This window comes from Microlunatus elymi (assembly GCF_007362775.1).
Taxonomy (GTDB): domain Bacteria; phylum Actinomycetota; class Actinomycetes; order Propionibacteriales; family Propionibacteriaceae; genus Microlunatus; species Microlunatus elymi.
In genome coordinates, this window is the sequence record NZ_CP041692.1 from 918,667 (window position 1) to 931,149 (window position 12,483).

The window sequence follows — 12,483 nt, forward strand, 5'->3', positions numbered from 1 at the left end:
GGGCGACACATGATCCCCGGTTCACTGTCGTCGGCGGTGAACCCACCGGCGGGCCAGCCGGTAGGCGTCCGCGTGCTGCAGGCCGCCCAGATCCCAGTCCCGTTGTTCCAGATCCGGCCAGTCGGCGGGCGGATGCTGCCGGAGGTCGCTCAGCGCGGCAGTGATCGTCTGGGCACTGATCGGCCCGGAGTAGGTGTGCACCCAACCGGGCCCGACCTCGGCGGCGAGCTTGTGGTTGACCTCGTTGTCGGGCACCAGCACCGGACGATCCAGCGACAGCGCGGTCAACACCGCGGCCGAGTTGTGCATCTCGGCGTACGGCAGTACCACCAGCTCGGCCTCGGTCACCCCTCGTACCAGTTCGGGATCCTCGACGAACTCCAGCCGCAGCCGGACGCGCTGGTCCTTGCCGGCCGCCTGGATGATCTCGTCGGCCAACTCGGTCGTCGACGGACGGCCCAGCACCTCCAGGCTGAGGGTTGGGTCGGGGCTCTCGGTGAAGGCCCGCACCAACGCCGGAACACCCTTGTAGCGGCGGACCAGCCCGTAGAACACGATCCGACCGGCGACCATGGTCGACTTCTGCTGGCTGCCGTACCAGTCCCGGTAGTGACCGTGCAGCACGGTGACTCCCGGCCGGCCGGCAGGCAACTCGGTGCTCGTGTTCAACCGGATCCAGACGGCGGTCTGACGTTCCGCGGCCCGAAGCAACGCGACCTCGATCGGGTCGATGCCGCTGGGCAATTCGAGGTTGTGCATCGTGCGCACGATCGCGATCCGCCGGATCCGCATCCGGGCCAGGAAGATCGCGAACAGCACCCGCCGGGCCGCCGTCTTCGCAGGCGTACTTCCTTCCAGCAGAATCTCCGGCCAGTGCACGTGAAACACGTCGTAGTCGCCCAGCAGCGCGGTTCGCCAGGAGAAGTACTTGATCTTCAACCCGGGTGCCTTGCGCAATCCGCGTTCGAGCAACAGCCGGTACGGGTTGGCCTTGGGCGGCGTCGCCGGAAACGACATCAGCGCGACGATCGGACTCGCATCCGCATCCTCCACCCGAGGTTCCTGAGCTCGTCGAAGGGCCGGCTCCGCGGTATCGGATATCCCGTCTCGACGCACGGGGGATCGCATCGAGCGGGCCGCGATTCCCAACCCTGCCAACGATCCGGCAACGCTGGCGATCAGTGGGGCGGGGGAGTGCAACAGCTGTCGTCGACCACCGCGGAGCAAGATCAGCCAGCTCTCGCGCGGAGTCGTGATCATCCAGTTCAACCGCTGCCGACGGCCGAGCTGCCGGGACGCGAAGACCAGCCGATTGCGGCAGTTGTAGAAGTAGTAGCGGTTGGACAGCCGGCGGTCATGATCATCGCGTTGGGTGCCGCCCTCGCTGTGGGTGACCACGAGGTCCTCGCGGACTACCGGCCGGCCACCGACCCGACGGACGCGCAGGCTGAAGTCAACGTCTTCCCAGTAAAGGAAGTAGCCGTCGGGCATGCCGCCGACCCGTTGCCGCAATGTCTCGGAGAACGCCAGGCACGCGCCGCTGACCCAGGCTGATTCATGCCGACGAATGTCGCGCAACCCAGGTCGCCCGCGCATCCTGCCCGTCGGCAACTCCACTGCCATCCCCGCCGACCAAGTGCTGCCGTCCGGGCGCAGGACCTTGGGTGCAACCAGGTCCAGCGGATGCGCGCGTACATGATCATGAAAGGCAGCCAGCGTGTCTGAATCGATCGTTGCATCCGGGTTGATCAACAGGTACGCGTCCGCACCGGCCCGGCGGGCAGCCGCGAGCCCGGCATTCACTCCCGCGCCGAAGCCGGCGTTGGTGTCCAACAGCACCGCGGTCCAGCCGAGCTCGTGACACAGTTCGGCGACCCGGTCACGTTCGGCCTCACCGGAATAGTTGTCCACCACCACGACCCGGCAACCCGGTACGCCGGCCAATCCGGCCAGGTTGCGTCTCAGCAGCCCGGTCGAGCCGTAGTTCACCACCACGACGCCGATCACTGATTGCGATCCGTCCTGCATGCGGTCCTGCTCCCCCGATCCGGCCGCCGCCTTCTCCGATGGCCGGAGCATCCCCCGATGGCAGGCGTGCCGTCGGGCCACATCGTAGAAGGCCGCCGCGTCAGATGGGCGGAAACCCGCGAGGTCGGCGCGATCAGCGGGACTGGTCGAGGAGCCGCTCGACGTCCTGGCGGTGATGCACCAACTCGTGAACGGTGTGGGCGGCTAGCCATCGCAACGTCTTGGTGGCCGGCTGGGGATAGTTGTAGACAACGGTACGAGACCAGTCGTCCTCGTCCATCGCCTCGAGAGAACGCGCCAGCCAGTCGGCGGTCATGCGGATCTCGGCCTCGAGCTGGCCGGCATCGATACCCTCGTACTCGCGCCATTCGACGCGTTCATCGCGGCCCATCGGGATGATGGTGTGACCGGAATGGAGTCTCGCAGCGAGTACGCGTTCGCGCTGCACGAGCAGCACATCACGAACGTGCCCGCCGTATTCCAGTGCCGACCATTCGCCACCTGGACGACGCGTCACCGCAACCGGATCGGAGTGGGCGAGTCGGTCGGCCAGCTCTCCGGCCTCGAAGCGAATCGCCCTGGCGGCCGTGGCGGAAGCGACCGAACCGTAGTCGAATCCACAGTGTTCGCACTGCTCATCCATGGCGCCATGCTTTCATCGCGCCGCGGCAATCCCACGGTGCGCCATCACGGGGGTCGGCTCAGGGTCGCGACCGGCGGGTTCACTGACCATCGACCGCATAGAGTTCCGGGCATGAGTACAGCGATGGTCGACTGGAACGTCGCGGTCAAGACCGCCCGCAAACTGGTCAAGCCCGGCCCGGAGATCTCGATGGAGGGTGCGTTGTCCGCGGTTGCGGAGCTGCGCGATGCCGCCGAACGTGCCGAGACCTACGTGCAGCAGGTGACCGGACTGACCGTGCCGAGCGCCACCGCGCCGGTGCTGGTGGTCGATCGGCCGGGCTGGATCCAGGCGAACGCCGACGCCTTCAAGACGATCATGGAACCGCTGAACGTCCGCGCAAGTCAGCGGCTGGCGGCCACTCGCGGCGGCGCCCAGCTGCAGCAGGTCAGCTCGCGGGTGAGCGGCGCCGAGGTCGGCGCGCTGCTGAGCTATCTGGCACCGAAGATCCTCGGTCAGTTCGACCCGTTCTATCCCGGCGAGCCGGGGGAGGCGGGCGGCCGGCTGCTCCTGGTCGCACCGAACGTGGTGATGGTGGAACGCGAGCTCAAACTCGATCCGGCCGACTTCCGGCTGTGGGTCTGCCTGCACGAGGAGACCCACCGGGTGCAGTTCACCGCGGTGCCGTGGTTGCGCGAATACCTCAATGACCAGGTGGAACAGATCGTCGGCACCACCGACCTGGAACCGGGCGTCGTGCTGGAGATGATCAAGAACGCGGTCGGCAAGGTCGGGGAGGCGATCCGCGGCAACCAGGAGATCTCGATCGTCGATCTGGTGCAGACGCCGGCCCAGCGGGAGACGGTGGAACGGATCACCGCGGTGATGAGTCTGCTCGAGGGGCACGCGGATGTAGTGATGGACAGCGTCGGGCCGAGCGTGGTGCCGTCGGTGGATACCATCCGAGCCCGGTTCAATGTACGCCGGCAGGCGCAGGGCATCGATCGGCTGGTACGCAAGCTGCTCGGTCTGGACGCGAAGATGCGGCAGTACCGGGACGGCGCGAAATTCTGCAACCAGGTCATCGACGCCGTCGGCATGGACGGCTTCAACCGGGTGTGGATCGGGCCGCAGACACTGCCGACGCCGGCCGAGATCGCCGACCCGTCACTTTGGGTCAAGCGGGTCCACGGCACCTCGCCCAAGGGATCCTGAGCTTGTCGAAGGACCGTAACTCCTTCAGCACGAACCATGGCTCGTAAGGCACTCGGCCCCGCGACGCTGCAGGTCGTCCAAGCCGTACGCGCGATGGCCGAACGCCCGATCGTCGCCGCCGTCTCCGGCGGCGGCGATTCGCTCGCCCTGGCCTTCGCAGTCGCCGAGGTCGCCCGCAAGCTCGGCCTCGACCACTCGGCGGTCACTGTTGATCACGGACTGCAGGCTGGGTCGGCGGAGCGAGCCCGCCTGGTTCAAGATCAACTACTACGGTTCGGCTATCCCGACGTCGTGCTTCGACGGGTCGAGTTGACCCCGGACGCCGGGCCGGAAGCCGATGCACGTACTGCTCGCTATCGAGTGCTGGAAGCAGAAGCAGCCGAACGCAACGCGGATCTGTTCCTCGGCCACACTCTGGATGATCAGGCCGAGACCGTACTGCTGGGCCTGGCCCGCGGATCCGGTGTCCGGTCACTGGCGGGGATGGCGCCGCGATCAGGTCGCAGGGTTCGTCCCCTGCTCGGGGTGCATCGAGCTACAACGCAGGCTTGTTGCGTCGAACTCGGCCTTGAGGTCTGGAACGATCCGCACAACAGCGATCCCCGGTTCACCCGCTCCCGACTGCGACAGCGAGTGCTGCCGAGTCTGGAGAATGATCTTGGTCCCGGTGTCGCCGAAGCCCTGGCCCGAACCGCCGAACTGGCCCGCGCCGATGCCGATCTGCTGGACCGGTTGGCCGAGGAACTCCACGCGGCTGCCACCGCCGGGCCCCAGCCGCCCAACCTGGAGGTGATCAACGACGAGGTGCCTTCCGCGAACCGCGGATCGCGGAAGGTCCCGGTTGGTCCGGCGCTCAACTGCCCGATCCTCGCAGCCGCCGAGCCGGCGTTGCGGGGCCGGGTGATCAAACGCTGGTTGCTCGATTGTGGTGCCCGCGACATCGCGCTGCAGCATGTTCGTGCGGTCGAGTCGTTGATCATCGACTGGCACGGTCAGCGCCAGGTCCAGTTGCCGGGGATGACGGTCTGCCGCCGCGCCGGAGATCTGCTGGCGTCGGCCGCAGGTTCAACTCCTCGGCGGTAAGAACGTCGGAGCAGATGGGATCTACCCCACCGATCGCCGGGGGTTCGGGCCATCTGCTCCGACGTTCTTACCGCTCGGACCGGATCAGTGCGGCGGTTCGACCGGGATCCGCGCGTCCACTTCGGTCTCGGTGCGCGGGTCACTGCCGCGGACCAGGATCCACCGGTCGGTCACCCGCATCCGAAAGATGCGCAGCTTCCCGGCGCCGGTCACCTCGAGCTCGTCCAGCTGGTTCGGCTCGGGCAATCCGCGGTTGAGCGTCCCCAGCCCCTCGGCGATCCCGGCGTGATGAACCAGGGACGCGTGTCCGACGAGGTATGCCGCCGACGCGGCACCGACCGGCGCGGTCGAGTCGAAGACGGTGGCCGCGACCGCGTCCCGGGCAGCGATGTTGCTCGAATGCCTGCTCCCGGGCGCGGACACCCAGAAGACGTCGCCGATCTCGTTCATCCGGAAGAACACCGGCGACGCCCAGGGCAGCCCGTCGTCGTCCGCGGTGGCCAGCACCAGATAGTTCAGCCTGGCCACGATCTCGCTGAATTCCTGCCAGGACGCGCGCTGCGAATCGATGGTGATCATCGCCCAACCTCCATGTCGCCTTCCATCCTGCCGTCGTCCGGGAGCGATCGGGCCAAGTGGAGGTTGCGATGTCATCACCGAACGCGGCTGAAGGCCACCAGTCCGGTCGCGGCCTCAACCGGAACGGGTTGCGGTCACCACCAACAACCGGCTGGTGTCGGTCAGTGGTTCGTTCCGCCAACCGCCGGCGATTGATTCGATCCGCAGCCCGGCATCGGCCAGGTCGGCGGTCAACTCCGTACGCGTCCGAAAGGCCAGCACAGTAGTGAAGACGACGTGCTCGCCGGTGGCCTCGAAGACGTTGTGCGCCGCAAACGTCAGCTGGCCGCCGTTGCCGTCGTCGAAGCCGGTGACCGCGGTGATCTCGAGCCATTCGGTCAGCGGACCATGATCGGTATCGCGAGTGGCCATGGTGTTCTCCGCTGACCAGGACTCCCAGGCCCGAGCGGTCGGATTGCGGGTCTCGAAGGTCAGCACTCCGCCCGGTCGGAGGACTCGCGCGACCGATCGCAACGTACGGTGCCAATCCGCGCCGACGATGTGCTGGGCGGTGTTGCCGGACATGATCACCAGATCGACCGAGCCGGGGTGCAGCAACGCGTCCAGCACACTGGCATCGCCGTACTGCCAGATCACCTGATCATGTCCGGGCCGGGCCTTGGCGAGGTCCAACATGGTTCGCGACGGGTCGATTCCCAGCACCGTACGATCCGGGCCGGCCAGCGTCACGGTCAGCAGCCCGGTGCCGCAACCAAGATCAACAATTCTGCGGACGCCGGCCCGGCCGGCCGTCCGGCGGAAGTAGTCGTGATCTTCGCCGGCCGGGTTGTCCGCGTCGTACAACGCGGCCAGCCGGGGATCACCGAACGGATCATCGGTCACGTCACAACCCCGTACGGCCGTCGATGCACTCCCGAAGCAGGTCTGCGTGGCCACAATGCCGGGCGTACTCCTCAATCAGATGTACGAGGATGTCGCGGACACTGGCGGACTCGCCGCCGTCGGGCAGGCGGACGCGTTCGCCGAGACTGTCGTCGGATCTGGTCCCCAGCCAGGTCTCGGCGTTCGTGATCACCCGATGCCAGGTCGCGAACGCGTCATCGCGGCACTCCTCGGTGCCGGCCGCGCCGTTGAAGTCGAGGTCGTGATCGGATTCGCTGCGATACATCCGCGGCCGATCCCACTGCCCCTGCAGCACCCGGACGAACCAACCGTCCTCGACGGCCGCCATGTGTCGGACCAGCCCGAGCAGTGACAGGTTGCTCGGCGGCACGCTAGCGGTTGCCAGCTGCTCCGGCGTCAGGTCCTGACACTTCAGCTCGAGGGTGAGCCGGTACTGCCGCAGATAGTCGCGATAGGTGGCGAGTTCCCCGTCCGGCGTGCTCCGGTTCGGCCGCGGATCCCGTTCCGGCGGCAGCCACAACCCCGCATACCCCGCCGGCGATTCATCACTCATACCGCCACCCAACCGGTGTTGCTGTGCCTCGGCAATCCGATATCGCGATCTGCAGCGCCGCTCTCGGCTCGACCGGGTGTCCCTGGGTGCCCATGGGTCGGAGACGCTCGGGACGGACCCGGCAGCTGGCGTCGTTTGGCAACTGCGGGTGGGAAAGGTCCGGGGTTCGATCGGGCTCGCTGGGTCGTTTGTCCACTCCGGGTGGGAAACGGACGGGATTCGGTCGGGGTACCGCGTCGTTTGCCCGCTCCGGGTGGGAAACGTCCGGCTCCGGACCGTTCGATCGCGGCGTCTGGCGGCCGCGGGCGGGAAAACGTCGTTCCGAACGACGCCGAGCGGCGGTCCGTCTACGAGACCCGAACCCCGACGAGCGCTCAGACCGTTGGCGCCGCGCAAGGTCTCGAATCAGCGATGAACGACCCGTCGAGCGCGCCAGCGCGAGACCGACTCCGCATCATGCGGAGGAGTCGGAGCGAGGTGCCAGCGATGGCGGGACCACGGCGGGGGTACGGGCTCCGGTAGTCGCCACCCGGAACGCAACCTGCGCACGCAAGACGGGTGGCAGCGGCACTCAAACGGACCGCTAATCTGACGCCGTGGATGACGCGCACGTCGGCAATGAACTGACGCAGGTCCTGTACACCCCCGAGGATCTCTCGGCCCGGCTGAAGGAAGTGTCGGCCGAGATCGATCAGGAGTACAAGGACAAGGACCTACTCCTGGTCGGCGTCCTGAGTGGTGCGGTGATGGTGATGGCCGACCTGTCCCGGGCGCTGACCATCCACTGCGAGATGGACTGGATGGCCATCTCCTCCTACGGCTCCGGCACTCAGTCCTCGGGCGTGGTCCGCATCCTCAAGGACCTGAACACCGACATCGCCGATCGGCACGTACTGATCGTCGAGGACATCATCGACACCGGTCTGACCCTGTCGTACCTGGTCAGCAATCTGCGTTCGCGCGGACCGGCGAGCCTGGAGATCATGACCATGTTCCGCAAGCCCGAAGCGGCCAAGAGCGACGTGGACGTGCGCTGGGTCGGCTTCGACATCCCGAACGAGTTCGTCGTCGGGTACGGGTTGGATTACGACGGCCGCTACCGCAACCTCACCTCGGTCGGCACCCTGTCGCCGCACATCTACAGCTGACCGCCGCCGACCCTCAAACCACCGATTTCCACCCTGAGCCGGGCGGGTTTCGCCCGCGATCGGCGTCCGACCCGAGTACCCTTCGCGGCCGCCCATCGGTCCAGTTGGCAAGACCGGCTAGCCTTAGGCACCGTGTACGGTCGGATGATCCGAAAATCAGGCGGAGTGTGTCTTCGTCGACCAGTCGCGCCCCAACCCGGCGCCGCCGGAACAGATCAACTCGGCGTAGCCGGAACTGATCAGACCGGGCGCGGCTGCGACCCCACGAGCAGGACGTCCGATTAAGAACCGACAAGGCAGGTCATGAACGTCAAGCGCATACTCCGCGGCCCCTTGTTGTGGTTCGTCGTGGTCATCATCGGTATCGCCATCATCGTCGAGGTGGTGAATCGCAGCGACGGCTACAAGGAGGTCCCGACCTCGCAGGCCGTCGCGCTCGTCCAGGGCACCGAGCACCTCAAGCAGGTGACTCTCGTCGACGGCGATCAGAAGATCCAGATCGTCAAGGACGACGGCAGCAAGGTCGAGGCCGTCTGGGTCGGCGACCAGGGTTCGCAGTTGGCGGCCGATCTGCAGAAGCGGTACGACAACAAGACCCTGGACAACTGGGTCGGCCGCAACCCGACCCCCGGCTTCTTCTCCAGCATGCTGGGCACGCTGATCCCGTTCCTGCTTCTGGGCGTCCTCTTCTTCTTCTTCATCAACTCGATGCAGGGCGGCGGCGGCCGTGGCGTGATGCAGTTCGGCAAGTCGCGGGCCAAGATCGCCAACAAGGACACCCCGAAGACCACCTTCCACGACGTGGCCGGTGTGGACGAGGCGATCGAGGAACTGGAGGAGATCAAGGAGTTCCTGGCCGAGCCGGCCAAGTTCCAGGCCGTCGGAGCGAAGATCCCCAAGGGCGTCCTGTTGTACGGACCGCCCGGCACCGGCAAAACCCTGCTGGCCCGCGCGGTAGCGGGCGAGGCCGGAGTGCCGTTCTACTCGATCTCCGGTTCTGACTTCGTGGAGATGTTCGTCGGTGTCGGCGCCTCCCGGGTGCGCGACCTGTTCGAGCAGGCCAAGGAGAACGCCCCGGCGATCGTCTTCATCGACGAGATCGACGCCGTCGGTCGGCACCGCGGCGCTGGCATGGGCGGCGGCCACGACGAGCGCGAACAGACGCTGAACCAGCTGCTGGTCGAGATGGACGGCTTCGACGTACGTGGTGGCGTGATCTTGATCGCCGCCACCAACCGTCCCGATGTTCTGGACCCGGCGCTGCTGCGGCCGGGACGGTTCGATCGGCAGATCTCCGTCGAGGCGCCGGATCTGAAGGGCCGTTTCGAGATCCTCAAGGTGCACGCGCAGGGCAAGCCGATCGACCCCAGCGTCGATCTGGTCACGGTGGCGCGGCGGACCCCGGGCTTCACCGGCGCCGACCTGGCCAACGTGCTGAACGAGGCCGCACTGCTGACCGCGCGTTCCAACGTGCAGGTGATCACCAACAGCTTCCTGGACGAGGCGATCGACCGGGTCGTTGCCGGCCCGCAGAAGCGCAGCCGGTTGATGGACGAGAAGGAGAAGTTGATCACCGCGTACCACGAGGGCGGACACGCTCTGGTGGCGGCGGCGCTGCCGGGCACCGACCCGGTGCAGAAGGTCACCATCCTGCCGCGCGGTCGCGCGCTCGGCTACACCATGGTGCTGCCCGAGCAGGACAAGTACTCCAATTCGCGTGCCGAGTTGCTGGATCAGCTCGCCTACATGATGGGTGGTCGTGCGGCCGAGGAGCTCGTCCTGCACAACCCGACCACCGGCGCCAGCAACGACATCGAGAAGGCCAGCGGGTTGGCCCGTGCGATGGTCACCCAGTACGGCATGACCGAGCGGCTGGGTGCGGTCAAGTACGGCTCGGGTGACTCGGAACCCTTCCTGGGCAGGGATTACGGCAGTGGCCGCGACTTCTCCGAGGAGGTTGCCGGAGTGGTCGATTCCGAGGTGTCGTTGTTGATCAACAACGCACACCAGGAAGCCTTCGACATCCTGAACGAGAACCGCGAGGTGCTCGATGCCCTGGTCCGGGCCCTGTTCGAGAAGGAGACCTTGGATCGGCGTCAGGTGGCCGAGGTGTTCAAGCCGCTGAAGGTGCGTCCGGCACGCCCGCCGTGGACCGGTTCGCCGACCCGCAAGCCCTCGTCGCTGCCGCCGGTGAAGCCGCCGCAGAATCAGAACGGCCAGCGTCCCGGCATTCCCGGTCCGGTGCCGAGCACCGACGGTCTACCGCCGGGCCATCAGCCGACTCCGCCGGGTCTTCCCGGCGGTGGTCCGGGGCACCACGGCAGCGGCCCCACCGCGCCGGGTCCGGACATCCCGAGCACGCCGGGTTACGGCGGACACGGGCAGGGTCACTTCGGTCCGAACCAGTACGGTCAAGATCGGTATGGGCAAGATCAATTCGCCCAAGATCAATTCGGTCAAGATCAACAGGGTCAGGCCCAATACGGCCAGTCCTCGTACGATCAGAGCCAACCGGTTCAAGATCAATACGGGCAGGGCCAGTACGGTCAAGATCAGTTCGGGCAAGATCAATACGGGCAGGGCTCCTACGGCTCCGGTTCCTACCCGCAGGGTCAGTACACGCCGGAGGCATTCGGCCGACCGGCGCAGGACCCGGCCGGCTACCAGGACGAGTCACAGTCGCAGCATCGTCCCGAGCAGCCGTACCGCAATCCGCAGGCTCCGGGCGAGCAGCCGAACCAGGGCGGTAGTGATCAGTAGCCGTGGTTGACAACCAAGTCGCCAGCACCAACGGCCGGGCCGTGGAAGCCGATGTCAGCAACGGCGCGCTGCTGGGCCCCGGCCATTCGGCGCCGTTCGATCATGATCGAATTGCTCGCGCCGTGCGTGAGTTGTTGATCGGGATCGGCGAGGACCCCGATCGCGACGGGCTGCGGGACACTCCGCAGCGCGTCGCCCGGGCGTACGCGGAACTCTTCGCCGGGCTGCATCAGCAACCGTCCGAGGTGCTCGCCACCACGTTCGATCTTGATCATGACGAGATGGTGCTGGTCAAGGACATCGAGGTGTGGAGCGTCTGCGAGCATCACCTGCTGCCGTTCACCGGAGTGGCGCACGTCGGCTACATCCCGGACGAGAACGGTCGGATCACCGGGTTGTCCAAGCTGGCCCGGTTGGTGGACGTCTACGCCAAACGACCGCAGGTGCAGGAGCGGCTGACCACTCAGATCGCCGACGAACTGGTCAACACGCTGAGCCCTCGGGGCGTGATCGTCGTTCTCGAATGTGAGCACCAGTGCATGACCATGCGCGGTGTTCGTAAGCCTGGTTCGAAGACGATCACCAGCGCCGTACGTGGTGGCATGCGGGACCCCGTCACCCGGGCCGAGGCGATGAGCCTGATCACCGGCTGAATCGGCCGAATTCCAAGATCATCGCCAGAGATCACGGATCGGGGTAGCGGTGGCGCTGTGCCCGAGTCGGGGCAGCCGGTAGGTGTCCTCGAGCAGGCGCAGCAACGAGTAGTGGGTGACGCGCTCGCTGATCGTGCCGACGCGTACGTGATCTCCGACGATCACGGTCGGCACCACGTTGTCGGCCGTCTTGTCGTCCTCGTCCGCGGTGATGATCAACAAGCTGTTGTGCGTACGGGCCCAGGTCACGTAGCGGGACAGATGCTGTTGGAGCCAGCTGTCGGCTTGGCCGATCGTGCCGTCGTGCATGTCGTGATCAAGATCGGGAATCACGAACGCCACCGTGGGCAGCTTGTTGTAGTCGGACGGGAAGTCCTGCAGCGGTCGACTGGTGGCTGCCGGCAGATCGGTGAAGTTCGTCCACGGCGCATGCTTGCGGGCATAGCTGCCGGAGCGGCACACCGTCGATCCCGGCTTCGGCAGGCCTTCCGCATACCCGGCGAAGGAGCGGTGGTGCGACCTCAGTTCGGAGCCAAGGTTCGGCCTTGTGAATCGGTGCGGGCAGGAGTCGTCGCGGACCTGTTGGGTCGAGCCGGAGAACAGCGCCAGATAGTTCGGCTGACTGGGATGCGTGATCGCGTGATAGTGGCTGAACCGCGCGCCGGTCGCGGCGAGATGGCGAAGGTACGGCGCGGAGCTGCTGCCGAGCACCTCGGCCGACGAATGGTTCTCCTCGACCACGATCAGCACATGCGCGGGTCGTACGACCAGGCTTGCGGCCTGGGCAAGGGTCGGCCCGGTTCGCGACGCTCGACTTGGTGACGTGGCGCCGGCCGTTGGTGCGGGACTTGTTGCTGGTGTGGGACTGGTCCCGACGGCACGCCCGGACACGGAGTGATCGGCACGGTGGGCGCCGACCGAGGCGGCAGGCGCGCCGCA

Annotated in this window: 10 protein-coding genes and 1 pseudogene; 5 read left to right on the forward strand and 6 right to left on the reverse strand. The window is 66.6% G+C overall.

Annotated elements, in window-relative coordinates:
• Positions 1 to 21 precede the first annotated feature (21 nt).
• Positions 22 to 2,028, reverse strand: coding sequence for a glycosyltransferase (locus FOE78_RS04005; protein WP_168207366.1), 2,007 nt, complete (start codon positions 2,026 to 2,028; stop codon positions 22 to 24).
• A 133-nt stretch (positions 2,029 to 2,161) separates the two neighbouring features.
• The gene (locus tag FOE78_RS04010) at positions 2,162 to 2,671 is read right to left on the reverse strand and encodes a DinB family protein (protein WP_143985173.1); all 510 of its coding nucleotides are present in this window, start codon (positions 2,669 to 2,671) and stop codon (positions 2,162 to 2,164) included.
• A 111-nt stretch (positions 2,672 to 2,782) separates the two neighbouring features.
• Between FOE78_RS04010 and FOE78_RS04015 the strand changes: the two genes are divergently transcribed.
• Positions 2,783 to 3,865: a zinc-dependent metalloprotease gene (locus tag FOE78_RS04015; RefSeq protein WP_228266033.1), complete on the forward strand. Its 1,083-nt coding sequence runs from the start codon at positions 2,783 to 2,785 to the stop codon at positions 3,863 to 3,865.
• Between the two features lie 36 nt (positions 3,866 to 3,901).
• Positions 3,902 to 4,948 (forward strand): tRNA lysidine(34) synthetase TilS, encoded by a 1,047-nt coding sequence (gene tilS / locus FOE78_RS04020; protein WP_143985174.1) that lies wholly within the window; start codon positions 3,902 to 3,904, stop codon positions 4,946 to 4,948.
• Positions 4,949 to 5,032: 84 nt separating this feature from the next.
• Here the strand turns inward: tilS and FOE78_RS04025 are convergent, their stop codons facing one another.
• The 3 genes from FOE78_RS04025 to FOE78_RS04035 all read right to left on the reverse strand — a co-directional run bounded on the left by FOE78_RS04025 (position 5,033) and on the right by FOE78_RS04035 (position 6,983).
• Entirely contained in the window at positions 5,033 to 5,527 is a 495-nt protein-coding gene (locus FOE78_RS04025; protein WP_168207367.1) for a pyridoxamine 5'-phosphate oxidase family protein, read from the reverse strand.
• 114 nt (positions 5,528 to 5,641) lie between these two features.
• Complete coding sequence (locus FOE78_RS04030) at positions 5,642 to 6,409, reverse strand: class I SAM-dependent methyltransferase (RefSeq protein WP_143985176.1); 768 nt, start codon at positions 6,407 to 6,409, stop codon at positions 5,642 to 5,644.
• Between the two features lies 1 nt (position 6,410).
• Positions 6,411 to 6,983 (reverse strand): DinB family protein, encoded by a 573-nt coding sequence (locus tag FOE78_RS04035; protein ID WP_143985177.1) that lies wholly within the window; start codon positions 6,981 to 6,983, stop codon positions 6,411 to 6,413.
• Between the two features lie 596 nt (positions 6,984 to 7,579).
• Here FOE78_RS04035 and hpt point away from each other — a divergent pair.
• The 3 genes and pseudogenes from hpt to folE all read left to right on the forward strand — a co-directional run bounded on the left by hpt (position 7,580) and on the right by folE (position 11,544).
• On the forward strand, positions 7,580 to 8,131 hold the full coding sequence (hpt, locus tag FOE78_RS04040) for a hypoxanthine phosphoribosyltransferase (protein WP_143985178.1): 552 nt from the start codon (positions 7,580 to 7,582) through the stop codon (positions 8,129 to 8,131).
• Between the two features lie 303 nt (positions 8,132 to 8,434).
• Positions 8,435 to 10,492: pseudogene (ftsH, locus tag FOE78_RS04045) on the forward strand (ATP-dependent zinc metalloprotease FtsH); the annotation flags it as partial.
• Between the two features lie 470 nt (positions 10,493 to 10,962).
• On the forward strand, positions 10,963 to 11,544 hold the full coding sequence (gene folE, locus FOE78_RS04050) for a GTP cyclohydrolase I FolE (RefSeq protein ID WP_266095021.1): 582 nt from the start codon (positions 10,963 to 10,965) through the stop codon (positions 11,542 to 11,544).
• 18 nt (positions 11,545 to 11,562) lie between these two features.
• Here folE and FOE78_RS04055 read toward each other — a convergent pair whose 3' ends face one another.
• Positions 11,563 to 12,285 carry an alkaline phosphatase family protein gene (locus FOE78_RS04055; RefSeq protein WP_210414795.1) on the reverse strand — a complete coding sequence of 241 codons (723 nt, stop codon included), beginning with the start codon at positions 12,283 to 12,285 and terminating at the stop codon, positions 11,563 to 11,565.
• Between the last annotated feature and the right edge of the window lie 198 nt (positions 12,286 to 12,483).